Annotated in this window: 25 protein-coding genes and 2 pseudogenes; 14 read left to right on the top strand and 13 right to left on the bottom strand. The window is 65.9% G+C overall.

Annotated elements, in window-relative coordinates:
* Nucleotides 1-63: 63 nt before the first annotated feature.
* The 4 genes and pseudogenes from LRS09_RS02285 to LRS09_RS02270 all read left to right on the top strand — a co-directional run bounded on the left by LRS09_RS02285 (nucleotide 64) and on the right by LRS09_RS02270 (nucleotide 2,154).
* Nucleotides 64-416 (top strand): annotated as a pseudogene (locus LRS09_RS02285) (DMT family protein).
* A 49-nt stretch (nucleotides 417-465) separates the two neighbouring features.
* Nucleotides 466-939, top strand: a complete 474-nt coding sequence (locus LRS09_RS02280; RefSeq protein WP_257804003.1) for a MarR family winged helix-turn-helix transcriptional regulator — start codon at nucleotides 466-468, stop codon at nucleotides 937-939.
* Nucleotides 940-1,002: 63 nt separating this feature from the next.
* Nucleotides 1,003-1,485, top strand: coding sequence for a PaaI family thioesterase (locus LRS09_RS02275; RefSeq protein WP_257804002.1), 483 nt, complete (start codon nucleotides 1,003-1,005; stop codon nucleotides 1,483-1,485).
* A 132-nt stretch (nucleotides 1,486-1,617) separates the two neighbouring features.
* Entirely contained in the window at nucleotides 1,618-2,154 is a 537-nt protein-coding gene (locus tag LRS09_RS02270) for a tetratricopeptide repeat protein (protein WP_257804001.1), read from the top strand.
* Between the two features lie 178 nt (nucleotides 2,155-2,332).
* Here LRS09_RS02270 and LRS09_RS29945 read toward each other — a convergent pair whose 3' ends face one another.
* Nucleotides 2,333-2,776: a PQQ-dependent sugar dehydrogenase gene (locus tag LRS09_RS29945; RefSeq protein WP_308240268.1), complete on the bottom strand. Its 444-nt coding sequence runs from the start codon at nucleotides 2,774-2,776 to the stop codon at nucleotides 2,333-2,335.
* Nucleotides 2,658-3,470 carry a PQQ-dependent sugar dehydrogenase gene (locus LRS09_RS02265; protein WP_308240267.1) on the bottom strand — a complete coding sequence of 271 codons (813 nt, stop codon included), beginning with the start codon at nucleotides 3,468-3,470 and terminating at the stop codon, nucleotides 2,658-2,660. Before LRS09_RS02265 ends, LRS09_RS29945 begins: the two co-directional genes overlap by 119 nt.
* A gap of 142 nt (nucleotides 3,471-3,612) precedes the next feature.
* On the opposite strand from LRS09_RS02265, the gene LRS09_RS02260 reads away from it, so the two are divergent.
* The gene (locus tag LRS09_RS02260; protein ID WP_257803999.1) at nucleotides 3,613-4,146 is read left to right on the top strand and encodes a PH domain-containing protein; all 534 of its coding nucleotides are present in this window, start codon (nucleotides 3,613-3,615) and stop codon (nucleotides 4,144-4,146) included.
* Between the two features lie 173 nt (nucleotides 4,147-4,319).
* Nucleotides 4,320-4,793, top strand: a complete 474-nt coding sequence (greA, locus tag LRS09_RS02255) for a transcription elongation factor GreA (protein WP_085466126.1) — start codon at nucleotides 4,320-4,322, stop codon at nucleotides 4,791-4,793.
* Between the two features lie 3 nt (nucleotides 4,794-4,796).
* Here the strand turns inward: greA and waaC are convergent, their stop codons facing one another.
* The 3 genes from waaC to rfaD are packed head-to-tail and all read right to left on the bottom strand — an operon-like array spanning nucleotide 4,797 to nucleotide 7,697.
* Nucleotides 4,797-5,774: a lipopolysaccharide heptosyltransferase I gene (gene waaC, locus LRS09_RS02250; RefSeq protein ID WP_257803998.1), complete on the bottom strand. Its 978-nt coding sequence runs from the start codon at nucleotides 5,772-5,774 to the stop codon at nucleotides 4,797-4,799.
* A gap of 10 nt (nucleotides 5,775-5,784) precedes the next feature.
* Complete coding sequence (waaF, locus tag LRS09_RS02245; RefSeq protein ID WP_257803996.1) at nucleotides 5,785-6,774, bottom strand: lipopolysaccharide heptosyltransferase II; 990 nt, start codon at nucleotides 6,772-6,774, stop codon at nucleotides 5,785-5,787.
* Nucleotides 6,747-7,697, bottom strand: a complete 951-nt coding sequence (gene rfaD / locus LRS09_RS02240) for an ADP-glyceromanno-heptose 6-epimerase (RefSeq protein WP_257803995.1) — start codon at nucleotides 7,695-7,697, stop codon at nucleotides 6,747-6,749. The genes waaF and rfaD overlap by 28 nt, the downstream gene beginning before the upstream one ends.
* 353 nt (nucleotides 7,698-8,050) lie before the next feature.
* On the opposite strand from rfaD, the pseudogene rfaE1 reads away from it, so the two are divergent.
* From rfaE1 to LRS09_RS02225, 3 genes and pseudogenes are all read left to right on the top strand, one after another.
* A pseudogene (gene rfaE1, locus LRS09_RS02235) lies at nucleotides 8,051-9,536 on the top strand (D-glycero-beta-D-manno-heptose-7-phosphate kinase).
* A complete protein-coding gene (locus LRS09_RS02230) occupies nucleotides 9,536-10,108 on the top strand; it encodes an SIS domain-containing protein (RefSeq protein ID WP_257803994.1) in 573 nt (190 codons plus the stop codon). The pseudogene rfaE1 and the gene LRS09_RS02230 overlap by 1 nt, the downstream one beginning before the upstream one ends.
* A complete protein-coding gene (locus tag LRS09_RS02225; protein WP_257803993.1) occupies nucleotides 10,101-10,727 on the top strand; it encodes an HAD family hydrolase in 627 nt (208 codons plus the stop codon). The genes LRS09_RS02230 and LRS09_RS02225 overlap by 8 nt, the downstream gene beginning before the upstream one ends.
* Nucleotides 10,728-10,909: 182 nt before the next feature.
* Here the strand turns inward: LRS09_RS02225 and LRS09_RS02220 are convergent, their stop codons facing one another.
* Nucleotides 10,910-11,695 (bottom strand): glycosyltransferase family 2 protein, encoded by a 786-nt coding sequence (locus tag LRS09_RS02220; RefSeq protein ID WP_257803992.1) that lies wholly within the window; start codon nucleotides 11,693-11,695, stop codon nucleotides 10,910-10,912.
* Nucleotides 11,696-11,793: 98 nt separating this feature from the next.
* Nucleotides 11,794-12,267 carry an Lrp/AsnC family transcriptional regulator gene (locus LRS09_RS02215; RefSeq protein WP_085466118.1) on the bottom strand — a complete coding sequence of 158 codons (474 nt, stop codon included), beginning with the start codon at nucleotides 12,265-12,267 and terminating at the stop codon, nucleotides 11,794-11,796.
* Nucleotides 12,268-12,490: 223 nt separating this feature from the next.
* On the opposite strand from LRS09_RS02215, the gene trxB reads away from it, so the two are divergent.
* Entirely contained in the window at nucleotides 12,491-13,465 is a 975-nt protein-coding gene (gene trxB / locus LRS09_RS02210) for a thioredoxin-disulfide reductase (protein ID WP_257803991.1), read from the top strand.
* A 33-nt stretch (nucleotides 13,466-13,498) separates the two neighbouring features.
* On the top strand, nucleotides 13,499-14,395 hold the full coding sequence (locus LRS09_RS02205; protein WP_257803990.1) for a LysR family transcriptional regulator: 897 nt from the start codon (nucleotides 13,499-13,501) through the stop codon (nucleotides 14,393-14,395).
* A 278-nt stretch (nucleotides 14,396-14,673) separates the two neighbouring features.
* Here LRS09_RS02205 and LRS09_RS02200 read toward each other — a convergent pair whose 3' ends face one another.
* Both LRS09_RS02200 and LRS09_RS02195 read right to left on the bottom strand, forming a co-directional pair.
* Entirely contained in the window at nucleotides 14,674-16,719 is a 2,046-nt protein-coding gene (locus LRS09_RS02200) for an elongation factor G (RefSeq protein ID WP_257803989.1), read from the bottom strand.
* Between the two features lie 149 nt (nucleotides 16,720-16,868).
* Nucleotides 16,869-17,623 (bottom strand): IS5 family transposase gene (locus LRS09_RS02195; protein WP_257803987.1). Its coding sequence is split into 2 segments (ribosomal slippage): nucleotides 16,869-17,290 and nucleotides 17,290-17,623, totalling 756 coding nucleotides; the frame shifts between segments, so codons are not numbered across the junction.
* 214 nt (nucleotides 17,624-17,837) lie between these two features.
* On the opposite strand from LRS09_RS02195, the gene LRS09_RS02190 reads away from it, so the two are divergent.
* Nucleotides 17,838-18,209: a nuclear transport factor 2 family protein gene (locus LRS09_RS02190; protein WP_257803985.1), complete on the top strand. Its 372-nt coding sequence runs from the start codon at nucleotides 17,838-17,840 to the stop codon at nucleotides 18,207-18,209.
* Between the two features lie 13 nt (nucleotides 18,210-18,222).
* On the opposite strand, the gene LRS09_RS02185 is transcribed toward LRS09_RS02190, so the two are convergent.
* Nucleotides 18,223-19,557 carry a dienelactone hydrolase family protein gene (locus LRS09_RS02185; RefSeq protein WP_257803984.1) on the bottom strand — a complete coding sequence of 445 codons (1,335 nt, stop codon included), beginning with the start codon at nucleotides 19,555-19,557 and terminating at the stop codon, nucleotides 18,223-18,225.
* Nucleotides 19,558-19,690: 133 nt separating this feature from the next.
* Between LRS09_RS02185 and LRS09_RS02180 the strand changes: the two genes are divergently transcribed.
* Nucleotides 19,691-19,993: a DUF1778 domain-containing protein gene (locus tag LRS09_RS02180; RefSeq protein ID WP_257803983.1), complete on the top strand. Its 303-nt coding sequence runs from the start codon at nucleotides 19,691-19,693 to the stop codon at nucleotides 19,991-19,993.
* Nucleotides 19,986-20,504: a GNAT family N-acetyltransferase gene (locus LRS09_RS02175; protein WP_257803982.1), complete on the top strand. Its 519-nt coding sequence runs from the start codon at nucleotides 19,986-19,988 to the stop codon at nucleotides 20,502-20,504. Before LRS09_RS02180 ends, LRS09_RS02175 begins: the two co-directional genes overlap by 8 nt.
* Nucleotides 20,505-20,516: 12 nt before the next feature.
* On the opposite strand, the gene clpS is transcribed toward LRS09_RS02175, so the two are convergent.
* The 3 genes from clpS to LRS09_RS02160 form a co-directional block, all read right to left on the bottom strand.
* Nucleotides 20,517-20,825 carry an ATP-dependent Clp protease adapter ClpS gene (clpS, locus tag LRS09_RS02170; RefSeq protein ID WP_257803981.1) on the bottom strand — a complete coding sequence of 103 codons (309 nt, stop codon included), beginning with the start codon at nucleotides 20,823-20,825 and terminating at the stop codon, nucleotides 20,517-20,519.
* A 218-nt stretch (nucleotides 20,826-21,043) separates the two neighbouring features.
* Nucleotides 21,044-22,270 (bottom strand): DUF2333 family protein, encoded by a 1,227-nt coding sequence (locus LRS09_RS02165; protein ID WP_257803980.1) that lies wholly within the window; start codon nucleotides 22,268-22,270, stop codon nucleotides 21,044-21,046.
* A gap of 31 nt (nucleotides 22,271-22,301) precedes the next feature.
* Nucleotides 22,302-23,588 (bottom strand): DUF6638 family protein, encoded by a 1,287-nt coding sequence (locus LRS09_RS02160; RefSeq protein ID WP_257803979.1) that lies wholly within the window; start codon nucleotides 23,586-23,588, stop codon nucleotides 22,302-22,304.
* Between the last annotated feature and the right edge of the window lies 1 nt (nucleotide 23,589).

Raw genomic sequence — 23,589 nt, 5'->3', positions numbered from 1 at the left:
GATTGACAGTCACCGACCGCTGCACGACATCTCGCGCTCTTCCCCCCACAAGGTTTCCTCCGAATGTCGATGCTGGTCTCTCCCTACGTCCTGCCGGTCCTGCTTCTCGTCGCCTCCAACGTCTTCATGACCTTCGCCTGGTGCACGGGCACCTCAAGTTCACCGGCTCGCCGCTGTGGATGGCGGTGACGGCCTCGTGGGGCATCGCCTTCTTCGAATACTGGCTCGCGGTGCCTGCCAACCGCATCGGCCACCAGGTCTATTCGGCGGCGGAACTGAAAACGATGCAGGAGGTGATCACGCTCCTCGTCTTCGCCGGCTTCTCGGTACTCTACCTGAAGGAGGCGCTGACCTGGAACCATGCGATCGGCTTCGCGCTGATCGCGGTGGGGGCGACGTTCATCTTCAAGGCCTGACGCGGCATTGGACTTGGCAAGGCTCCGTTCATGTTGTAGATACACAATCATGAGCGGAGAAGGCACAAGGGTCGACCGTCAGAAGCTGCTGGAAATCGGCGGCTCGTGCTTCGGCCGCGCGGTCCGCCGCACCGCCAACCTGCTCACCCGCACCTACAACGCCTTCCTGGCGCCGGTCGGCATCGAGGTGACCCAGTTCTCCATCCTCTGCACCATCGCCAGCGCCCAGGCGGGCTCGGCCTCCGAGCTGGCGGAGATGGTGGGCGTCGAGCGCTCGACGCTGGCGCGCAACCTCGACCGGCTCACGGCTGCGGGTCTCGTCCGCGCCGAGGCAGGCGAAGGGCGGCGCGTCATCCACAGCCTGACCGCCGCAGGCGAGGAGCGGATCGCCGCGGCACTGCCGCTCTGGCAGCAGGCGCAGGACGCGCTGCAGGCGCAGCTCAAGCGCGAACAGAGCGACATGATCCGCGAGGACTTCCGTTCCCTGCGCCGGGCGGCGCGCGCGGTCAGGCCGGCGGCGTAGGGCGGGGTATCGCGACGCCGATCCGCAATCCATTATGTGTATATACAACAAAGGGATGATCCGATGAGCGCACAGGCCGCCGTCCAGATGCCGCAGCCGCTGCCGCGCGAGCGGCTGGCGGGGCTTGCCGGGCACGAAGTACTGGCGATGATGCTGGCCGGCGAACTGCCGGTGCCGCCGTTCGCGCCGACGACCAGGATCGACCTCGCGGAGGTCGCGCCGGGGCGGATCGTCTTCACCGGCACGCCTGACCGCGCCTTCCTCAATCCGATGGGCACCGTGCATGGCGGCTGGATCGCCACCATCCTCGACAGCGCGATGGGCTGTGCGGTGCATTCGGCGCTGAAGCCCGGTCAGCTCTACACGACGACGTCGATGACCGTGAACTATGTCCGGCCGCTGCTGGCGGACTCCGGCGAGGTGCGCTGCGAGGCGACCACCACCCATCAGGGCGCGCGGCTCGCCACCAGCGAGGGCAAGTTGTTCGACCAGAAGGGCCGCCTGATCGCGCATGGCAGCGAGACTTGCATGATCCTCGACCTGTGAGAGGCGGCAACGGAAGTTGATCGCGGCGGCCGGTGGCGGAAAATCGGCGTTGCGCTATTCTGGCCGGGAAGAAACCCAACACCTCGATCGTTGATGGTTTCGGATGCAATGTCCTGTTCCGGAGGAGAAGCCATGTCCATCCGCCTGACGCTTTCAGCAGCCGTTCTCGCTTTCTCCCTGCCGTTCGCCCTGCCGGCCTTCGCAGCCGGTGGCGACAGCGGCAGCGGCGGTTCCGACCAGACGCCGACCTGCAAGTCGGGCGAGGTCTACGACAAGACCGAGAAGAAATGCGTGCCCGCCAAGCAGGGGGCCGTGGACGACGACAGCCTGTTCGAGACCGGCCGCGCGCTCGCCTATGCCGGCAAATATGGCGAGGCGATCCAGATGCTCGGGCTGGTGTCCGACAAGAACGACCCGCGTGTGCTGAACATGCTCGGCTTCTCGCACCGGAAGTCCGGCCGCATTGATGTCGGCCTCGGCTACTACCAGGAGGCGCTGACCATCAATCCGGACTTCACCCTGGCACGCGAATATCTCGGCGAGGCCTATCTGACGCTCGGTGACATCGCCGCGGCGAAGAACCAGCTCTCCGAGATCGAGAAGCGCTGCGGCAAGGGCTGCGCCGAATATGCGGCGCTGGAGAAGCAGATCGCCGCGGTCGGCGGGTGAGGGGCAACACACTGACCGTCATCCCGGCGACCGGAGGTCGGCCGGGATCGATTGGCCTACGCAAGTTGGCGTCTTGTTGCGTGTAACCGGAGAGAGGAATGGATCCCGGACAGCCTGCCGGCTTCCGGGATGACGCATTAGTGAGGGTGGCCTTAGTGGGGCAGCCCTCCGCCGCAGGCTACTCGCCCCGTCCGATCCGCACGATCTTGCCGTTCGCCTCGTCCGTCAGCAGCCAGAGCGAGCCGTCGGGGGCTTGGTTGATGTCGCGGATGCGGCCGAATTCGCCTTCGAACAGGCGCTCCTCCCCGGCGATGGCGCCGCTGGCGTCGCGGTCGAGGCGCGAGACGAGGCCGAACTTCAGCGAGCCGGCGATCAGGTCGCCCTGCCATTCGGGGAACATCGCGCCGTCATAGACGACGAGGCCCGACGGCGCGATCGAGGGGTCCCAGTAGTGGACCGGCTGCTCGAAGCCGGAGCCTTCCGAGGCCGGGAACGGCGAACCGTCATAGTTCACGCCGTAGCTGATCTCCGGCCAGCCGTAATTCTTCCCGGCTTCCGGCGTGTTGACCTCGTCGCCCCCCCTTCGCGCCGTGCTCGACGGTCCAGAGCCGGCCGTCGCCATCAATCGTGAAGCCCTGCGGGTTGCGATGGCCCTTGGACCAGATCTGCGGCAGGGCGCCGTTCCTGCCGTCGGCATAGGGGTTGTCGGCCGGCACCGAACCGTCGGCATTGATGCGCAGCACCGCGCCCGCCGCGTCCGACATGTCCTGCGCGCGCGGGCCCTGGCCGCGGTCGCCGGTGGTGAAGAAGACGGTGCCGTCCGGATGCAGCACGATGCGCGAGCCGAAATGCTGGCCGCGGCCGGTCTTCTTCTCCATCGAGAACAGCACCTTCACGTCGTCCAGCCGGGCTTGCGCGCCGTCGCGGACGAGGGTCGCGCTGGCGATCGCCGTGCCGGCGCCGCCGCTTCCGGGCTCCGAGAAGGTAAAGAAGATCCGGTTCGACTGCGCAAAGTCGCGCGCGGCGGCCACATCGAGCAGCCCGCCCTGGCCGCTGGCCGACACCTCCGGCACGCCCTCGATCGGGTCCGATATCACGCCGTCGGCGCCGACCAGCCGCATGGCGCCCGAACGCTCTGTGACGATCACCGTGTCGTCGGGCAGGAAATCCAGCCCCCAGGGATGATCGAGGCCCTCGGCCACCACCGCGGCGACGACGCCGACCTTTTCGGTCGCATAGTCCTGGGCGAGCGCCGGCCATGCCGCGAGCATCGTGGACGCAGTAAGGGCGATGGAGAGCGTGGAAGCCTGCCGCATCGGTTCATCTCCTGTCGTTTTTCCGTCGATCGAGGGTCTGACATGGGGCCTTGCGGCGTTTGCGCAAGCACTTCCCCTTCGGCAATGCGAAAAAGCGCCTATAGTTGCGGTCACAAGCGGGTGATCGTGATTCGGGGGGATCATGAGGGGCGCCAACGACAATGCCGAGCATACCGGCAGCGGCTCGTTCACCGCGTCCGTCCGCAGTCTCGTCTTGCCGATCCTCGTCGTGACGGCGCTCTACGGGCTGCCGCTTATGGCTCTGCTGGTCGCCGGGCGGGGCGACGGCGCGCTGGCCCGGCTCTGCATCCTGGCGCTATGCCTGTCCCTGCCTTTTCTGATCGCCTATGCGGTGCTGCGGCGCGCGACGGCGCGGATCGACGTCATGCCGCACACGCTTCTGCTGCACCCGGGTTTTCCGCGCACCGGGCAATATGTCGTCCCCTATTCGGTGATCCGGGGGATAAGGGTGCGGCGCCGGCTGGGCGGGAAGCTGGCGGGAAGCTCGACGCTGGTGGTCGATCTGGCGGGTGGGACGCCGTTTGCCGTCGCCGACCTTGCCGACGCGGATGCGGCACGCGCCGCCATCCTCGACCGGCTGGAGCAGCGCAAACCGTTGCCTCCGGTCGAAATACCGGTCGAATCCGCTGAAATTCCGCGGATTCTGGCAGGGTAGCCACCGCTACGTCAGCATTTTTTTCGTGAAAATCGCCGCGAAGCAGCTATATTGATCGGCAGACAGGTTCGGCGGTCCCGTTAGCGAAGGCTCGCGGACCGTTTTCTTTTTGCCCGCGCGGGACGGGGCGCCGTTGGGTGTCGCCGCACGGGGAGTGGAAGGAAGGGCAGGAAATGATCAAGGTCCCGATGACCGGCTCCGGCTTCGCAGCCATCAAGGAAGAGCTGCGGTGGCGTCAGCAGGAGGAGCGTCCGCGCATCATCGAGGCGATCGCCGAGGCGCGCTCGCATGGCGACCTGTCCGAGAATGCCGAATACCACGCCGCGAAAGAATCGCAGAGCCTCAACGAGGGTCGCATCAGCGAGCTCGAGGACCTGATCGCGCGCGCCGACGTGATCGACGTGTCGAAGCTGTCGGGCGACAAGGTGAAGTTCGGCGCCACGGTCGACGTGGTCGACGAGGACACCGAGGAGAAGAAGACCTACCAGATCGTCGGCGACATGGAAGCCGATGTGAAGTCGGGCCGCATCTCGATCTCCTCGCCGATCGCGCGCGCGCTGATCGGCAAGGAAGTCGGCGACACGATCGAGGTCAACGCACCCGGCGGCGCGCGCGGCTACGAGATCGTCGACCTGCGTTTCGGCTGATCCTCAGCCGGCGAGGCCGCGCCCGCGCGCGGCCATCAGCTTTTCCGCTTCGTCCATTGCATCCTGTGCCCGGACCGGCTTGCCCGGTTCGGCTGCCAGCGACGACGCATAGGCGCCGCGCGGGCCGGTGAGGCCGGGCTCAGTCGACAGGAAGACCGCAACCGTCGGCACGCCGAAGGCGGCGGCGAGGTGGGTGAGGCCAGTGTCGACGCCGATGGCGAGCGCCGAGCGGCCGAGCGCGCCGGCAATTTCGGGAAGTGGCGATTTCGGGATGATGGTGACGCCCGGGACGGCCGCGATCGAATAGGCAACCTGCCGTTCGGCGTCGTTCGACCAGGTGACGAGCGGGGTAAGGCCGCGGGCAAGGCAGGCGGTTGCGACGGCCTGCCATTCGACGATGCTCCACTTCTTGTCGTCGCGGCTGGCGCCGTGGAGCAGGAAGGCGGTTCGGGTGCCGGGCGGCGCGATGTAGCCGGATGCGGGCGGCACGATGCCAGAGCCGAGCTTCGTCAGGTCCGGCGCATAGCCGAGCGCCTGGCCGAACAGGCGACGGGTGCGCTCGATGGCGTGCAGGCCGTTGGGGACGGCGAAGCCCCTGGCGTAGAAAAGGGAGGCGACCGGTTCGCGGGCGCTCGCGCGGTCGAGGCCCCAGACGGGCGATCGCGCCTGACGTGCGGCGAATGCGGATTTAAGCAGGCCTTGGGCGTCCAGGACGAGGTCGTAGCGCGCGGCTCTCAGTTCCCGTCGGAAGGCGCGCATCTCTCTCCAGGTGGCGAGAGAGAAGAGGTTCTTGCGCCAGCGGCGGAGAGCAACCCGGTGGATGGGGCGGATTTTCGGATGGAGCGCGACGATGCCGGCGAAGGCCTCCTCGACGCACCAGCCGAACTCGATGTCGGGCCGCGCGGCGAGCGCATCCTCCACCGCCGGGAAGGTGTGGATCACGTCGCCCATCGACGACGTCTTGACGATGAGCACCCTCACGGCAGCATCTTCATAGCAACCGCTCGACCGAGGCGAGCACGCGGCCCACCTCCAGCGTGTTGAGGCAGTTCAGGTGTCCGAGCGGGCATTCCTTCTGATGGCAGGGCGAGCAGTCGAGGCCGAGCCAGACCAGTTCGCGCTGTTCCGCCAGCGGCGGGGTGTTTTCCGGCGAGGTCGAGCCGTAGACGCCGACGATCGGCGTGCCGACGGCGGCGGCCACATGCATCAGGCCGCTGTCGTTCGAGACCGAGACTTTCGCGGCGGCGATCAGGTCGATGACGTCGGTGAGCGTCGTCTGGCCGGCGAGGTCGATCGCGCCGGGGGCGAGGCCCGCGATCTCGGAGGTCACGGGCTGGTCGTTCTTCGAGCCGAACAGCACCACCTTCAGCCCGCGCTGCATGAGCGCGCGGGCGAGGCCGGCATAGGCGGCGCTCGGCCAGCGCTTGGCAGGGCCGAACTCGGCGCCGGGCATCAGCGCCACGAAGCCGCCCTTGGCAAGGCCGTGGCGTTCGAGCAGAACGCGCTGGTTTTCCATATCGACGGTCAGCTTCGGTGCACGGAACTGGCCGCCGCCGGCGAGCGTGTGGAAGGCGCGCGCGGTTTTGCGCTTGAGCTCGGCGGGGAGCGGAATGATGCGGTTAATCAGGCCGTAGCGCATCTCGCGGCGGTGGCCGACGCGCTTCGGGATGCCGGCGAAGAAGGGCACCAGCGCCGACTTCCAGCTTCCCTGCATCACATAGGCTTCGCCGTAGCGGTCCTTGAGCGCGCGGCCGAGGCGGAAGCGGGCGCCGAGCTCCAGCCTTTTGCGCGAGAAGGGAGCGTCGATGCGGGCGCGGATCTCCGGCATGCGCTCGACCAGAGGGGCGGCCCAGGCAGGCGCGATCACGTCGATCGCGGCGTCCGGATGAAGCTCGCGCAGCGCAGAGAACAGGCACTGCGCCATCACCATGTCGCCCACCCAGCGGGGGCCGATCACGAGGATGGACGGGCTTTCAGCCATGCGATGTAGTCTTTGACGCCCTGTTCGACGGTGCGGAAGGAGCCGTTGTAGCCGGCGGCCCTGAGGCGGCTCATATCAGCCTCGGTGAAACTCTGGTAGCGGCCCTTCAAATGATCGGGGAACTCGATGAACTCGATCTCGCCCTGCTGCAACTGGTCGATCACAGTCTCGGCGATGGTTCGGAACGGCTGGGCGCGGCCGGTGCCGCAGTTGAAGATGCCGCTGGCGCCGGTCTTCCAGAGCCAGAGATTGACGTCGGCGACGTCGCCGACATGGATGAAGTCTCGGCTCTGCTCGCCCGGGCCGAAGCCATCATAGGCGCCGAACAGCTTCGGGTTCTCGCCGCGCGAGACCTGATTGAACAGGTGGAAGGCGACGGAGGCCATGGTGCCCTTGTGGTCCTCGCGCGGGCCGTAGACGTTGAAATAGCGCAGGCCGGCGACCTGCGAGGTCTCGCGCCCCAGCACGTTGCGGCGGACATAGTCGTCGAACAGCTTCTTCGACCAGGCATAGACGTTGAGCGGCCGCTCGAAGTCGAGCTCCTCGCGGAACACAGAGCCGCCGCCGTAGACGGAGGCGGACGAGGCGTAGAGGAAGGGAATCTTCGCGCCGAGGCAGGCATGCAGCAGCCGCTTCGAATAGGCGTAGTTCACCTCCATCATGAACTTGCCGTTCCACTCGGTCGTGGTCGAGCACGCTCCCTGGTGGAAGACGGCGTCGACGGTGCCGAATTCGCCCGCTTCCAGCCGAGTAAGGAAATCGTCTTTGTCGAGATAATCGGCGATCGAAAGGTCGGCGAGGTTGGCGATCTTGCGGCCGTCGGTCAGGTCGTCGACGACGAGAATGTCGTCCCGCCCCTCCGCGTTGAGCGCGGCCACGATGTTGGAGCCGATCATGCCGGCCCCGCCTGTCACGATGATCATGGGGTCAATCGCCTCTGAAGTAACCGAATCCTGCGGCCAACGCCGGGCCGGCCGCCCCCCTCATCCGGCCGCTTCGCGGCCACCTTCTCCCCGAGGGGAGAAGAGGTCGCGCGGCGCATCGCCATTTCCTCTCCCCTTGGGGAGAGGGTGGCCGAGCGAAGCGGAGGCCGGGTGAGGGGGGCGGCGAAGCCGTTGGCCATCGATGTTCATGTCTCGGAAGGTCGTGGTGTTGCTGCGCATATAGTCGAGCCGGCCACGCCTGTCGACAAATCGCCATGGTTGCGCTGCAGCAGTCCAGGGTATATCGCCCTGCGGGCGTCGGCCCGGCTGGCCGCGCCTCACACCGGACCAGAATGAGCGACACCTCTCTTCCTTCGATCGAAACCGTTCATCGCGTGCTCGGTCGCCTTGCCGGCGTCCGGGTGCTGGTGGTCGGCGACTTCATCCTCGATCGCTTCGTCAGCGGCGTCGTCGAGCGCATCTCGCCCGAGGCGCCGATCCCCGCTGCATGGGCGCGCGGCGACGCAGGCGCTCGGCGGGGCGGGCAACGTCGTTGCCAACATCGTGTCGCTGGGCGGCAAGGCAAGCGCGATCACGGCCGTGGGCGACGATCCCGCCGGCCGCACCGTGCTGTCCATGCTCTCCGACCTCGGCATCGATGCCGGCGGCGTCGTGGTGTCGCGGGCACGCATGACCTCGTGCAAGAGCCGCTTCATCGCCATGAACCAGCAGGTGCTGCGCTTCGACGAGGAGGAGGTGGCCCCGCTCGATGCGCCGACGCGCGCCGAACTCGTCGCCCGATTCGCGGCGGCGCTCGCCGATGCCGACATCGCGGTGCTGTCCGACTACGGCAAGGGCGTGCTCACCAATGGCGTCGCGGCCGAGCTGATCGCGATTGCGAAAGCCGCCGGCAAGCCGGTGCTGGTCGACCCGAAGAGCCGCGATTTCAGCCATTATGCCGGGGCGACCGCCGTCACGCCCAACCGCAAGGAGCTCGGCGAGGCGGTCGGGCGCGCGGTGATGTCGGACGACGAAATCGAGCTCGCGACGCGCGAACTGATCGCCGCGCACGGCTTCGACTTCATCCTCGCCACGCGCAGCGAGAAGGGCATGAGCGTCGTCGATGCCGCGGATGCGCGCCACATCGCCACCCAGGCGCGCGAGGTGTTCGACGTGTCGGGTGCCGGCGACACGGTGATCGCGACCTTCGCGCTGGCGCTGGGTGCGGGCGCGCATCGCAGCATCGCGGCGCAACTCGCCAATGCGGCGGCGGGCGTGGTCGTCGCCAAGCGCGGCACGGCCTGCCTGACGGTCGAGGAACTGATCGGTGCGCTGTCGCGCGCCAGCGGCCCGGCGCACCACGTCGATGCCGTGCTGGACCTCGCAGGCGCCGAGCGGCTGGTCGCGGCGTGGAAGCGCGAGGGGCTGACGGTAGGCTTCACCAATGGCTGCTTCGACATATTGCATGCGGGCCATGTCAGCCTTTTGCACGCGGCGCGCAGCCAGTGCGACCGGCTGGTGCTCGGCCTCAACAGCGACGCTTCGGTGCGGCGGCTGAAGGGGGAGGGGCGGCCGGTCAACACCGAGCACGACCGCGCCTGCGTGCTCGCGGCGCTCGCCTCGGTCGATGCCGTGGTCGTGTTCGGCGAGGACACGCCGCTGAGGCTGATCGAGCTTTTGAAGCCAGACGTGCTGGTCAAGGGCGCGGATTACACGATCGACAAGGTGGTCGGCGCCGACATCGTTCAGGCCAATGGCGGCAAGGTGCTCCTGGTCGACCTCGTTGCCGGCCGCTCGACGACGGCGACGATCCGCAAACTGCAGGGACAAGTGAACTGATGGCCGGCCTGAACGATTATCTCGTCCGCTCGGCCGACGCGCTGAGCGCGATGGTCGAGCGCGACCTGTCGGCGGCGATGGACAGCTCGGTCGAGGCGGTGGTCGCGGCCCTTTCGGCCGGCAAGCCGCTGCTGATCTGCGGCAATGGCGGCTCGGCAGCGGATGCGTTGCACATCGCCGGCGAACTGGTGGGTCGCTTCCTGAAAAACCGCAAGGCGTACAACGTGATAGCACTGCCGGCGAATGCGGCCGTGCTGACCGCATGGGGCAACGATTTCGGCTACGACACAGTGTTTTCGCGCCAGGTCGAGGCGCATGGCGGGCCGGGCGCGGTGCTGCTCGCCATCTCGACCAGCGGCAACTCGCCCTCGATCCTGCTCGCGGCAGAAGAGGCGCGCAAGCTCGGCATGACGGTGATCGGCATGACCGGCGACACCGGCGGCAAGCTCGCGCCGCTGTGCGACATCCTGCTCAACGTGCCCTCGACCGCGACGCCGATCATCCAGCAGGGCCACCTCTGCCTCTACCACTTCCTGTGCGAACAGGTGGAGGCGCGGCTCGCCGATGGCTGAGCCGGGCGCGGACTGGACGCGGCATCTCGCCGAGCCCGGCCTGTGGGTGCAGCCGCTGTCCGACCTCGAACCCTTCCGCGGCCGTCCGGCGCTGTTCCTCGACCGCGACGGCACGATCAATGTCGACACCGGCTATCCGAGCGATCCGGCCGAGATCGTGCTGCTTCCCGGCATTTTCCCAGCCATCCGAGCGGCGAACGATGCCGGTCTCGCGAGCGTCATCGTCACCAACCAGTCCGGCGTCGCGCGCGGCCTGTTCGGCTGGGACGCGTTCGAGGCGGTGAACCGCCGCGTGGTCGAGCTGCTGGCGGCGGAAGGCTGCCGCATCGACCTCGTGCTCGCCTGCGCCTATCACGAGGACGGTAAGGGGAACCTCGCCGTCGCCGACCATCCGATGCGCAAGCCCAATCCCGGCATGATCCTGCGTGCGGCCGAGATCGCCGACCTCGATCTTGCGCGGTCGATCATGGTCGGCGACCGGGAGACAGACATGGAGGCGGGAAGGCGGGCGGGATTGCCGCACGTCTTCCTGTTCGACGGGAAATCGTCCGAGGACCTGATGGCCGCTATAGCGGACGCTGCCGGGCAGGCATCTCCTAAGGGCAAGCCCATCTCATAGGGAGCTACCCCCACCCCTAACCCCTCCCCACAAGGGGGAGGGGGACCTGGTCACGGCATCGCAGGCGGCGGCAACAAGTTCGCGCTACAGTCGTTGCGGACACGACCCAGTCTCCCTCCCCCTTGTGGGGAGGGGTTAGGGGTGGGGGTAACTTCATAACGTCCGTGAGTTTCCGTTGCCGCTCACTCCGGCGGTGCGTCGGGACCCAGCGACTTGCGGTAGAGCTTGGCTTCGGTGAGGAAGACGTAGATCGCGGCCTCGACCGAGTAGATCAGGCCGGGCAGGCCGCACAGGATGTACCGCTGCAGCAGATAGTATTTGAGGAAGCGGCCGAGCGGGCGGATCGTCATGGTGGCGAAGCTTGCCTTGCGGCCGCGGTCGCGCATGTCGCGGGCCTTGAGCTCGGCATAGTCGATCGCCTTGCGCATCGCCTCGGCGATCGAGAGCGTGCGGTAGTGCAGCATCCGCGGCCCCGACACCTTCTCGACCGGGCCGTCGAAGATCAGCCCTTCATGCACCCTGAGATCGAGGTCGTAGCGGGCTCGCTCCTTGCGCACGAGCCGGGGATGGAACTGCGCATGCACGGAGGGCGACGGATAGCCGTGGCCGGGCAGGTAGTCGACGCGCTTGAAGGCGATGCCGGCCTGCTCGCCCGGCCGGAATTTTGCCAGCCAGTCGCGCAGCTCCGGCGTCAGCCGCTCGTCGGCGTCGAGGTTGAAGCACCAGGAATGGGTGCACTGCTCCAGGGCGAACTGCTTCTGAGCGGCGAAGCCGGGCCAGCCGCGCTCGAAGAGCGTGATCGGGACGCCGCGCGCCTGATGCTCGCGGATCAGATCCAGCGTGCCGTCCGTAGAGCCCGAATCGACGATGACGATCTCGCGGAAGCCGCGCAGGCTTTCCAGGCAGTCGCCGAGGAAATCGCGCTCGTCTTTGCAGATGATGTAGGCGGAGAGGGCAATGTCAGTCATCTGGCGACCGGTCCGTGGTCCGGCGAAACAGCCGATCCGGTGGCTCTAGCGGCGGAGCGGGCCGGGGTCAAACCTGGAGCCGGAAGAGAGCGCCGCCCTCACGGAATGTCCACCAGCCCCTCGTCCTTCACCTGCCGGATGGTCAGCGCGGTGCGGACGGTATCGACGTTCGGCGTCGAGGTCAGCTCCTCGATGACGAAGCTCTGGAAGGTGGCGAGGTCGGGCGCCACGCAATGCAGCATGAAGTCGGATTCGCCGGAGACCATCCACGCCTGGCGCACGATCGGCCAGCCGCGCGTGCGCTCGGAAAACTGCTTGAGTTCCGCGTCGGACTGGTGGTGCAGCCCGATCAGGCAGAAGGCGACGACCTGCTGGCCGAGCGCGGGCGCATTGATCAGCGCGCGATAGCCGCGGATGATGCCGCTGTCCTCCAACCGCTTGACGCGCCTGAGGCAGGGCGGCGCGGAGATGCCGACCCGCTTAGAGAGCTCGACATTGGTCATGCGGCCGTCGTCCTGCAGTTCCTTCAGGATCTTCCAGTCGATGGCGTCGAGGTCGGCTTTCGGCGCCATGGGGCTCTCCTTCGCGGATGGAATCTTGCTCTGGTGCGCAACAAAGTTACGCGAACTGGCGCCTGACGGAAAGACCATTCGCGGCTGACCCATCGCGATCTGTGTGCAACCGGCGCGCATACTTCACAGACAGGTGCAGACTCCTTACATCTGCCATGCCGTCATGTTTTCGCGTGCGGCGCGGCGCCAGTGCGGCCCGCACGGCTCGATCGAGGGTTTTGTCATGTCCACTCGCCACGCACCGGTCGCCATCATCGGCTCGGGACCGGCCGGCTATACGGCCGCGATCTATGCGGCGCGCGCGATGCTGAAGCCGATGCTGATCGCCGGCATGCAGCAGGGCGGCCAGCTGATGATCACCACCGACGTGGAGAACTATCCGGGCTTCGCCGATCCGATCCAGGGCCCATGGCTGATGGAAGAGATGCGCAAGCAGGCGGAGCATGTCGGCACGGACATGATCAACGACATCATCGTCGACGTCGACATCACGCGCCGGCCTTTCGTGCTCAAGGGCGATTCCGGCGACGAATACACCTGCGACGCGCTGGTCGTCGCCACGGGCGCGCAGGCGAAATGGCTGGGGATCGACAGCGAGGAGACCTACAAGGGCTTCGGCGTGTCGGCCTGCGCCACCTGCGACGGCTTCTTCTACCGCGGCAAGGACGTGGTGGTGATCGGCGGCGGCAATTCGGCCGTCGAGGAGGCGCTGTATCTTTCCAACCTCGCCAGGTCCGTCACCGTCATCCACCGCCGCAACGAGTTCCGCTCAGAGCGCATCCTGCAGGAGCGGCTGTTCCGCAAGGAGAACGTCAAGGTGATGTGGGACCACGTCGTCGACGAGATCGTCGGCGTCGAGGGCAAGAAGCCGCTGCCGCCGTCCGTCACCGGCATCCGCCTGCGGAACACCCGCACCGGGACGGTGAGCGAGTTGCCGGTCGACGGCGTGTTCGTCGCCATCGGTCATGCGCCGGCGGTGAGCCTCTTCGAAGGCAAGCTGAAGCAGAAGCCGAACGGCTATCTGTGGACCGCGCCCGATTCGACCCGCACCGACGTGCCCGGCGTGTTCGCCGCCGGCGATGTCACCGACGACATCTACCGCCAGGCGGTCACCGCGGCCGGCATGGGCTGCATGGCCGCGCTCGAGGCGGAGAAATATCTCGCGGAAATGGAATCGGTCCGCGACGCGGCCGAGTAAGAACTGGTGTCCGCTCGTGCACGGGGGAATGACATGCCGCTCGACTGGGACAAGCTGCGTGTCTTTCACGCCGCCGCCGAGGCCGGATCGTTCACGCACGCCGCGGAGAAGCTGAGGCTGTCGCAGTCCGCGATCTCACGCCAGGTCAGCGCGCTGGAGCATGACGTCGGCGTGCCGCTGTTCCATCGCCACGCGCGCGGCCTCGTGATGACCGAGCAGGGCGAGATGCTCTACCGCACGGCGCACGACGTGCTGATGAAGCTGGAGAATGTCAGGTCGCGCCTCACCGAGGCCAAGGACCGTCCGTCCGGCCCGCTCAGGGTCACTGCCACGGTCGGCCTCGGCGCCGGCTGGCTGACGGAGCGCGTGCCGGAGTTCCTCGAGCTCTATCCCGAGATACAGCTGCAGCTCATCCTGTCGAACGAAGAGCTCGACCTCACGATGCGGCAGGCCGACTGTGCCATCCGCATGCGGCAGCCGCAGCAGCCGGACCTGATCCAGCGCCGCGTCTTCACCGTGCATTTCCACATCTACGCCGCGCCCGCCTATATCGAGAAGCACGGCAAGCCGAGTTCGCTTGCCGACCTCGACAACCATCGTGTCGTCTCCTTCGGCGAGTCCATCCCCGTCCATATCAGCGACGTGAACTGGCTGGAGACGGCGGGCCGGCCGGACGGCTCGAAGCGCGTCAATCTGCTCCAGATCAACGACATTCTCTCCATCAAGCGCGCGGTGCAGCGGGGCGCCGGCATCGCCATGCTGCCCGACTACGTGATCGACAAGGATTCGGGCCTGGTGCAGGTGCTGACCGACACGGAAGTGCCGTCCTTCGACACCTATTTCTGCTATCCCGACGCGATGAAGAACCAGGTGAAGCTCCAGGTCTTCCGCGATTTCCTGGTCGCAAAGGCGCGCAGCTGGGCCTATTGATTAGGCAAGCTTACGCAAGGGCTTGGTCCAGAACGCCGAAAAAGCGAGCAAAATCGGTTATCCATGCGTATTTGCATGGCAGGTCTGCGCTGCGATTGCTTGTTATTTTGGCACGACGCGCACATATCACGATCATCTCCTGAGCGCGTTCTCCTCCCATTAGCGCTCATGAGTGTTCCCCTCTGGAGGCTCGCCGGAAACGGCAACTCCAATTGACTCGGCCGGATCTTCTGATCCGGCCTTTTTTCTTTCCAGCTCCCAACAGGCCGTTTGCGGCGTCACGCCGCCTTGCCCTGCGCGCTCGTGACCTCGTCGGCGAGGCGTCCGGTCAGCTCCGCCATGTGATCGAAGATCGCGCGGAACGAGGCGACGCCCGACGAGGCGGAGCGCAGCTCGACGATCAGGTTTCCGATCTCGGCCTGCGGCATGGTCGCCTCGACCACGTCCCAGCCCGGCCAGCCCTCGCGTGCGTCATAGCCGAGGATCTGGCCGCGCCGCTGCGGGATCAGCGCGGTGATGCGCGCGGTGGCGTCGGAGGGCGTGGCGATCTCCACCTTCATCACCGGCTCCAGCAGCACGGGCGAGCAGGCGGCGATGCCTTCCTTCATCGCCAGCTTCGCCGCCATCTGGAACGCCATGTCGGAGGAATCGACCGAATGGTACGAACCGTCCGACAGGTTGACGGCGATGTCGACGACCGGGAAGCCGAACGGCCCGGTCCTGAGGAAATCGCGCACGCCGGCCTCGACCGAGGGGATGTAGGTCTTCGGCACCACACCGCCGGTGATCGTGTCGGTGAACTCGAAGCCGGCACCGCGCGGCAGCGGCTTGATCTCGATCTGCACGTCGCCGAACTGGCCGTGGCCGCCCGACTGCTTCTTGTGCCGACCGCGCTGCTGCGTGGCCTTGCGGATCGTCTCGCGGTAGGGCACCTGCGGCGCGCGCGACTGGAGCGGGATCTGGTGGCGGCCCTCCAGCTTCTCGGTGGCGACGCGCAGATGCATTTCGCCCTGGCCGGCAAGCACCGTCTCGCCGGTGTCCTGGTTCTGCGACACGAAGAGCGACGGGTCTTCCTCCGCCATGCGCTGCAAGGTGGCCGACAGCTTGACGTCGTCCTTCCTCTCGCGCGGCCTGAGCGCCAGCGCGTAGACCGGGTCCGGCGGCGCGGGCAGGTCCGCCTTTGGCGGCGGGACCTTGCCGATTGCCAGCGCGTCGCCGGTGCGCACGTCGTCGAGCTTGCCGAATGCCACGGTATCGCCCACCGCCGCGACGCTGAGCTTGGCCTGGTCGCGACCGGTCAGGCGGTAGATGCCCGAGACCTTGCCGATACGGCCGCCGTCTGCGGCGAGTTCGGCGCCGTCGGCAACGGTCCCGCTCAAGATGCGCGCGACGGACAGCTTGCCGCCGTGCGGCGTATGAAACGTCTTCATGATCCGCACGTGGCTGGAGCCGGACACGCCGAGCCGCTTGCGCGTGTCGGAGGCGTCCGGCGCATCGTGGCGGATGGCCTTCAGGAGCCGAAGGATGCCGTTGCCATGCTCGGCCGAGCCGATCAGCACCGGCGTCACCGCCCCTTCGCGCAGATCGGCCGACAGGTCGTCGAACACCTCGTCGCGCGGCGGCTCGATCTCCTCGAGCAACTGCTCCATCAGCGTGTCGTCGTGGTCTGCCAGCCGCTCCAGCATGGCGAAGCGGGCTTCCACCTCGCGCGCCTTCTCGTCGTCGGGGATCGCGGTGACCTCGCTCTCGGCATGTTCGCGCCAGACATAGGCGCGTTCCAGCGCCAGATCGATCGAGCCGACGACGATGCCGTCCTTGCGCAGCGGGATCTGGCGCAAGAGCAGCGGCCGCGAGCTCGCCGGCTGGAGAAGCTTGAGCACGTCGCGCACCCCGGCGCTGATCTTGTCGACCTTGTTGAGGAAGAGCATGCGCGGCAGACCGAGATCGTCGAGCTGGCGCAGGATGAGCTGCAGTGCGGGGATCTTCTTGTCGTCGGCCTCGGCGACGACGATCGCCGCGTCGCAGGCCGCGAGAATCGGAACCGCCTCGTAGGAGAACTCGATCGAGCCGGGACAATCGGCAAAGGTGATCGTCTCGCCCATGAAATTGACCGTGGCGAAGGTCGTCTCGGTGCTCATCTGGTGGGCGCGGGCTTCCGGCGTGTTGTCGCCGACGGTGGTCCCGGCAGCTATGCTGCCCTGCTTGGGAATGGCGCCCGTGCGGGCGAGGATGGCCTCAAAAAGGGTGGTCTTACCGCTTGCGAAGGGACCGATGATGGCGATGCATTTCGGTCCCTTGCGCCTCTCTCCGGCGCGCTTGCCCATGCTTTCCTCCTCTCATGCGTTGCACATGAGCGGCGGCCGGCCGTCCGGCCGTCGCATGGCCTGTCCGGCCGTGCGGCCGGTTGGGGCCATGCGGGTATGGAACCACCAATGGACGGGGAGGGCAAGGGCCTAGGGTCAGGACTCATTGATCAGAGCCAGAAGATGACGGTGGCTGCGATGCAGATGGCCGAGAAGAAGGTGTGGGCGCATCGGTCGTAGCGGGTGGCGACGCGTCGCCAGTCCTTGAGTTTGGCGAACAGGTTCTCGACCTTGTGGCGGTGGCGATAGAGGGCGGTGTCGTAGGCGTATGGGACTTTGCGGCTACGGCTGGATGGAATGCATGGCTCGATGCCTCTGGCTTCCAGTTCCTCGCGGAACCAGGTGCTGTCGTAGCCGCGATCAGCGATGAGATGAGAGGCGGGCGGCAAGGCGTCGAGCACCAGGCGGGCACCCTTGTGGTCGCTCATCTGGCCTTCCGACAGGAGCAGGATGATCGGCCGGCCGTCACCGTCGCAGACGGTGTGGAGCTTGGAGTTCAGTCCGCCCTTGGTGCGCCCGATACGACGGGGAACATCCCCTTTTTAAGCAGGCTCGCCGCCGTGCGATGAGCCTTCAGATGCGTCGCATCGATCATGATGCGCTCGGGTTTCGGACCCTCGCCGGCAAGTCCGGCGAAGATGCGGTCGAAGACGCCGAGGCGGCTCCAGCGGATGAAGCGGTTGTAGAGCGTCTTGGGCGGGCCGTAGCCAGCCGGTGCGTCCTTCCACTGGAGACCGTTGCGGATCACGTAAACGATGCCGCTCACCACCCGCCGGTCATCGACCCGCGGAACCCCGTGCGACAGCGGGAAGAATGGCGATATCCGCGCCATCTGGCGCTCGCTCAGCAGAAACAGATCACCCATCACGGCCTCCTTCTCGGAGACCGTCAATCACAATTCAATCGGAATTAATAGGTCCTGAGCCTAGGCGGACAGGGTTTGTCGTCGGATCGAACCAACAATCCGACATCTGGTCATTCCCCGCCTCAATTGCTGAATGAATGTGATGCGCTTGACCCACCCGACTGTCGGTGACCCTATCTGGTCGGCAACACCGACGATACGAAGGAGACTGGCGATGGACATTCGAGCGGCATTGACGGAATTATGCGACGCCTTCAATGCGCATGATCTCGACCGCATCATGGCCCTGTTCGCCGACGATTGCGTCCTGGAGATGCCGCGGGGAAACGAGCCCTGGGGGGCTCGTTTTGCGGGGAAGGCCAATGTGCGGAACGCCTTGGCCGGGCGCTTCGAAGGCTTGCCTGACGTTCATTACGGCGATGCCAAGCATTTCGTGGATTCAGGTGCAAGCACCGGCATCTCGAAGTGGACCCTTACAGGCACCGCCCGCGACGGGTCGAAGAAGAACGTTCGAGGCTGCGACTTCTACACGTTTCGCGACGGCAAGGTGATCCACAAGGACTCCTATTGGAAGATCGTGGAGTAGGGATCGACGTTCCTCAATTGCTCCCCGCCATGCGGTGGCTGAGCGTGAGACCCTTGGCGGTGCGGTTGGCAAAGCCCTTCCAGTAGGTGTGCTCGGGCTTGAACGTGCCGTCCTCGTTGGCCGCCCAGACGCCGTCGGCGGCGTTCGGGATCACGTCGAGATACGCCTCCATCTCCTCGTCTTCCTTCAGATATTTGCCGAGGAAGGCGGTGACGAAATGCTGGGAGATGTTGTTCATCCGGACCGTGTCCCAGACCGGGTCGGCATAGTGGTCGAACGGCGCCCAGCCGAGCTTCTCGGACTTCTTCCACGACTCGACCGGCGCGGGGATCGGCGCGCCGGCATTGTGGTTGGCGTTCTCGAAGGTGAGGAGCCAGGCGTCGGCGTTGATCGTGCCCTCGTAGATCTTCTTGATGCCCTTCTCGTAGCCTGAGACGTCGTCGGCGCTGCCGGCGACGTAGAAGATCGGCTTCTGGATCTTCGCGAGCGCGTCCTCGTCCCAGAAGCCGCGCTCCATGCCCCACGGCGCGAAAGCGATGACGGCCTTCACCCGTTCGTCGGGCAGGCCGTTATGGCTTTCCGAGCCGGCCTGGTTGACGGCGAGCGTCTTTTCCGGCGCGCCCCATTCGTAGCCGACAGCGGCTTCCGTGACACCGGCGCCGGCCGAGATGACCGCGCCGTAGCCACCCATCGAATAGCCGATGATGGCGGCCTTGTCCGCGTCGACCAGTCCGTTGAGGAAGCTGCCCTCCTCGCCGCCGAGCCGCTCGATCTCGTTGAGGACGAACTTCTGGTCGAGCGGCCGGTTGACCAGCGTCGAGCCGAACTTGCCCTGGTCGTTGTAGGTCGAGTCCGTATGGTCGATCGCCGCGACGACATAACCCTTCGAGGCAAGGTTCTCGGCCAAGTGGCTGAGCAGGAATCGGTTTCCGGGATAGCCGTGCGAGATTATGACGAGCGGGTAGGGCTCTTCGCCCTTGATCGGCTCCGCGTCGCGCAGCGCCCTGCCGTAGAGCGTCACCTGGGTCTCGCCGTCGCGCAGGAACACACCTTCGTAAATGCGCGGCCGCGCCGACGGCGACAGCGCGGCCGGATACCAGACCTCGACCTTGAGCGGACGGTCGTAGCGGGGAAGCTCCTTGCCGGGCTCCACCTTCGCGATATCGACTTGGTCTTTGTTGACGAGGTCGATCGTGCGCACGCCGATCTCCAGCTCGCCATAAGGCGCGAGTTCCGGCGCGTCGGGCCGCACCTGGTCGATCCGGTTGTCCTGGGCCATCGTCACTCCGACCAGCGCGAATTGAGCGGAAAAGCCAACGGCGAACGCCGCGGCGAGGAGCTTGTTCATCTATCGTCTCCTTGGAACACCATCCCTGTCCTGTCCAGACACTCTATCGCGTGCGCGCGTGAAGGCCAGACGACAGGCGAATGATTGCATTTTGCGGCAATTGGCCGTACAATATATGAGAGGAAGGTGACCTATGGCACAAGCGGCAGCAAAGAAGGTCAAAGAGCGGATTCGCAGCGAACGGCTCGAAGCGCGCGTGACGAAGGATCAGAAGGACCTTATCGAGCGCGCGGCCGCTATCCAAGGCCGCAGCATCACGGATTTTGTGCTGTCGAGCGTGCAGGACGCCGCGCAGAAGGCGATCGAGGATCATCAGCGGATCAAGTTGTCCATCCGGGATGCCGAGGCGTTCGTGGAAGCCCTGCTTAATCCGCCGGAGCCGAACGATCACCTTCGCGAGTCAGTCCGCCGATACCGCCAGGCGACAGGTGTTTGATCCCCGAACTGCACGTGTCGAAACTCTCGACGCGCGGCATGATCGTCTTTCCTTCAAATGCGGCGTCGAAGCACTCGATCGATACTTCCATACACAGGCCGGTCAAGATTCTCGCAAGGACGTTGCGGCACCTTTCGTCCTTGTTGGAGCCGATGGCACGATAGTCGGCTTCTACACGCTCTCGGCGAGTTCCGTGCCCGTCGGCGATCTCCCCATGGATGCCATTCGAAAATTGCCGCGCTATCCGGTCGTGCCGGCAACCCTGCTTGGTCGGCTTGCCATTGACTACCGCCACAGGGGCAAGGGTGCAGGACGCTATTTGTTGATGGACGCCCTGCGTCGATCGATGAGAAGCGAAATCGCATCTTTCGCCGTCGTGGTCGACGCGAAGGACGAACACGCCCGCGACTTCTATCGGCGTGACGGGTTCATTCTGTTCCAGGAGACGCCAATGAGACTGTTCCTGCCGATGGCGACGATCAGGAAGGTATTTGGAGCGGACGGTCCCTAGTTGGGCGCTCGCTCACGTCTCCGGCTCGGTCGTGAACATCAGCGGGAAGCCGGCGGCCTTGCCGGCGTCGGTGGCGCGGGCGGCCTTCGTCTCGGCGACGTCCTTCGGATAGACCGAGACGACGCAGACGCCCTTCTGGTGCGCCGTGATCATCACACGGTAGGCCTGGTCGTCGGTGAGCTTGAACTCGCCGCGCAGCACCATCACCACGAATTCGCGCGGCGTGAAGTCGTCGTTGACGAGTATGACCTTGTGCAGCTTCGGCCGCTCGGTCTTCGGCTTGACCTTGACCCTCGGCTTCGTGACCGTTTCCGGAGGCATGGCGCCCTCCTTCGCGAATGGCGTTGTCGCTCACATAACCCGATCGTGCAGGATGTCCAGACCGGCCGCGCCAGAGAGACTGTTTGGAAATTCTACTCTGACGGCCATCTGATGGCGTTTTCTGCGCTTCCGGTGCTCACGGACCTAAATGTCCGCTCCGCTCCGGTTCTCGAAACCACCACCAGCTGACTCGCCAGAGCGAATTTCGAAACAGTCTCTCAGCGCTGGAGCACGGCCTGCACCTCGATCAGGTTGGAGCGCACACGCAGCACGTAGAAGCCCATCGTCGCCAGATGCGTGGCGAACAGCCCGTCTTCCGAACTGTTGACGATGATCCACGGGCGGATCTTCAGCGCGGAGCGGAACTGCGCCTCCATCGCGTTCCACAGATTGTCGAGGTTGCGCTCGCGGATCACGTCCTCGAAATCGGCATGCGACGCGGTCATCAGCCCGTAATAGGCGTAGAGCTGACCGTAGGCGAACCAGAAGCGGTCGTCGGCGCGGGTGTCGAAGAAGCCGCGATTGTAGTTCTCCGAGCGCTCGCGCAGGATCGCGGACGTGTCGCCCAGCGCGCTGGCGATGCGGTCGAGATACTGGATCAGGTTGTCGGCGCGGGCGTCGAATACGGCCTCGCAGCGCGCGAGCCGGTCGTCGAAGGCGCGCAGGTCCCGCACGATCTCGCGATAGTAGGCGGGCGTCGGGGTCTTGGGGCCGGGCGGGTTCAGGCCGACATACCAGGTGTATTCGTCGAACTGCGCGTTGCCGCGCGCGCTCTGCAGGTTGGCATCGATCTGCGAGGTGCCGCGCACGCGGCCGAGATTGTCGGCCAGCTCCGTCGCGGTGCGCCGGATCGCTTCGTGGATGCCGCGCTGGAACGAGGCCTTGTTGTCGAGGAAGGGTGTCTTGTCCCAGGAAAGCCCGAACAGGCCGAGCTTGTAGAGGATCATCGACGAGATCCACGGATTCCGGTTGACGTTGAAATCCGTAAGGTCGGCGGCAACCTCGGCGATGGCCGAGCGGCCGCAGCTTCGGCCGCTGGCCGGGGCGACAGCGGCAGCAGCTGGCGCATCCGCCACCGACGGGCCTGTGTTCGCGGTGGCGGTCGGATAGGTCACCGGCGCCTCGACCGTTGCCATCGCGGGCGAGGGCTGCGGCGGCATGGCCGCCTGCTCGCCGGCAGAACGCCGGCGCTGCTCGAAATTGTATTTCGCGACGTAGTCGGGGTCGAAATCCGTCCAGCGCTGGGTGGAATAGATGAAATAGACGTAGAGGGCGGCGAGCAGCAGGATCGCCCCGCCGAGCCCAGCCTTCAAGATCCAGCCTTTCTGCAGGTACCAGCGGCCGAACCACAGGAACGGCCACATCAGCACGCCGATCAAAAGGCCGATGGCGCGGCCGATCCACTGGAACACCATGGTGACGAAAGCGACGATCGGATCGAGCATGGGTCCCTCAGCCTGCGAATATGTCTCGCGTTCAGTCCTTCAGCCCGTAGAGCCGCTCGCGGAACGCCGCCTTGTCCTTGAGATATGTGGTTTTAAGCGTCTCGACAACATGCGCGCGCCAGCGCGCCGGCCAGGCTTCGTATTCCTTGTAGAAGCTCTGCTTGTTGAAGACGTAGCGGGAGACGAAATCGTCCGGCACGAAATCCGAGATCAGCCGGTTGGTGAGCCAGGCGTCGGGATGGTCGGGCTTGGCCCGCACCACCAGGAAGCGCCGCTCCGGGTCCATCTCCTCCAGCCGCAGCTTGCCCGTCTGGGCGAGCTCGCGCTTGGCCGCGTTGAGGAAGGGAAAGACGCCGTCCTTGTTGATCAGGTCGGCATTGGAGTGGATCCAGGTCTGCAGCCAGATCTTGTCGACCTTGTCGAAGTCGAGGTTCGGCTGCTGCCTGTGGATCAGCGCCCGCACCGCCATCTCGGCGCGGTGCTCCAGATAGTTCGAGGTCTCGATCCACGAGGCGCGCGGCAGGTCCAGCCGTCCGGTCGAGGCGAGGAAGCGGAACACGCGCTCGGCATCGCGGATGCCGAGATAGCTCACCTGCCAGGGCCGGGAGCGGCGGAAGCCGGGTGCGGCGGGATCGGAGATGACGGTGGTCATCTCCTTGTCGATGAAGACGTAGATGCCGCCGAAATGGCTGGTCCAGAACGCCTCGTGGCGGAAGATCACCCGGTCGGGCACCAGCCTGTTCTCGCGGATGTCGCCGGTGACCTTGGCGAGGTCAACCATCCGCTCCAGCATGGCCGTGTCGCGCCAGGCGTCGGGCTCCAGTGTCAGCCGGTCGACCAGGGCAGCGAGCTCGCCCGCCTTGCCGAGCACGTCTTCCGCCGAGAGCACGCGGAACTCGACCTGGTTGATCGACAAAAGGTCCTCGATGTCCTCGACCTTCGAGACGGAATCTTCGATCTCGCCGTAGATCACATCCTTGATCGTCAGCGCGTCGATCACCCGGCGGTTGCTGGAATAGAACTCGAACATCAGCTGCGAGGTGTTGGAGAAGGCGGTGTGCACCACCGGCAGCTCGGCCTGCGCCGGTGTGAGGATGATGAAGCGGCGGTTGACCTCGTTCGGGTCGAGATATTGCGGATCATCCAGTTCCCCGGCGATCTGCGGCGAGAAGCCGGTGCGGTCGATCTCGAACGACTGCAGCTTCGTCGGCTTCAGCCCGAACGCCTTCAACGCCTTGTTGTAGCGCTCGATCAGATGCGGCTCGTCGACGGTGAGCAGGCGGCCGTAGATGAGGTCGTTGTCGCGGAGGAGGTCCATC

This window comes from Mesorhizobium sp. J428 (assembly GCF_024699925.1).
Classification (GTDB): domain Bacteria; phylum Pseudomonadota; class Alphaproteobacteria; order Rhizobiales; family Rhizobiaceae; genus Mesorhizobium_A.
This window is presented reverse-complemented; position numbering and strand designations above follow the sequence as displayed.

Coding starts and splice junctions, on each gene's coding strand:
- rfaD (WP_257803995.1), bottom strand. CDS start 7,697: ATGATCATCGTGACAGGCGGGGCCGGCATGATCGGCTCCAACATCGTG.
- LRS09_RS02180 (WP_257803983.1), top strand. CDS start 19,691: ATGGCACAAGCGGCAGCAAAGAAGGTCAAAGAGCGGATTCGCAGCGAA.
- waaF (WP_257803996.1), bottom strand. CDS start 6,774: ATGGCTGAAAGCCCGTCCATCCTCGTGATCGGCCCCCGCTGGGTGGGC.
- LRS09_RS02190 (WP_257803985.1), top strand. CDS start 17,838: ATGGACATTCGAGCGGCATTGACGGAATTATGCGACGCCTTCAATGCG.
- LRS09_RS02220 (WP_257803992.1), bottom strand. CDS start 11,695: ATGACTGACATTGCCCTCTCCGCCTACATCATCTGCAAAGACGAGCGC.
- LRS09_RS29945 (WP_308240268.1), bottom strand. CDS start 2,776: ATGGCGACGGCCGGCTCTGGACCGTCGAGCACGGCGCGAAGGGGGGGC.
- LRS09_RS02205 (WP_257803990.1), top strand. CDS start 13,499: ATGCCGCTCGACTGGGACAAGCTGCGTGTCTTTCACGCCGCCGCCGAG.
- LRS09_RS02185 (WP_257803984.1), bottom strand. CDS start 19,557: ATGAACAAGCTCCTCGCCGCGGCGTTCGCCGTTGGCTTTTCCGCTCAA.
- LRS09_RS02165 (WP_257803980.1), bottom strand. CDS start 22,270: ATGCTCGATCCGATCGTCGCTTTCGTCACCATGGTGTTCCAGTGGATC.
- LRS09_RS02225 (WP_257803993.1), top strand. CDS start 10,101: ATGGCTGAGCCGGGCGCGGACTGGACGCGGCATCTCGCCGAGCCCGGC.
- LRS09_RS02200 (WP_257803989.1), bottom strand. CDS start 16,719: ATGGGCAAGCGCGCCGGAGAGAGGCGCAAGGGACCGAAATGCATCGCC.
- LRS09_RS02260 (WP_257803999.1), top strand. CDS start 3,613: ATGAGGGGCGCCAACGACAATGCCGAGCATACCGGCAGCGGCTCGTTC.
- LRS09_RS02275 (WP_257804002.1), top strand. CDS start 1,003: ATGAGCGCACAGGCCGCCGTCCAGATGCCGCAGCCGCTGCCGCGCGAG.
- LRS09_RS02265 (WP_308240267.1), bottom strand. CDS start 3,470: ATGCGGCAGGCTTCCACGCTCTCCATCGCCCTTACTGCGTCCACGATG.
- LRS09_RS02270 (WP_257804001.1), top strand. CDS start 1,618: ATGTCCATCCGCCTGACGCTTTCAGCAGCCGTTCTCGCTTTCTCCCTG.
- LRS09_RS02230 (WP_257803994.1), top strand. CDS start 9,536: ATGGCCGGCCTGAACGATTATCTCGTCCGCTCGGCCGACGCGCTGAGC.
- greA (WP_085466126.1), top strand. CDS start 4,320: ATGATCAAGGTCCCGATGACCGGCTCCGGCTTCGCAGCCATCAAGGAA.
- LRS09_RS02215 (WP_085466118.1), bottom strand. CDS start 12,267: ATGGCGCCGAAAGCCGACCTCGACGCCATCGACTGGAAGATCCTGAAG.
- clpS (WP_257803981.1), bottom strand. CDS start 20,825: ATGCCTCCGGAAACGGTCACGAAGCCGAGGGTCAAGGTCAAGCCGAAG.
- LRS09_RS02280 (WP_257804003.1), top strand. CDS start 466: ATGAGCGGAGAAGGCACAAGGGTCGACCGTCAGAAGCTGCTGGAAATC.
- LRS09_RS02160 (WP_257803979.1), bottom strand. CDS start 23,588: ATGGACCTCCTCCGCGACAACGACCTCATCTACGGCCGCCTGCTCACC.
- trxB (WP_257803991.1), top strand. CDS start 12,491: ATGTCCACTCGCCACGCACCGGTCGCCATCATCGGCTCGGGACCGGCC.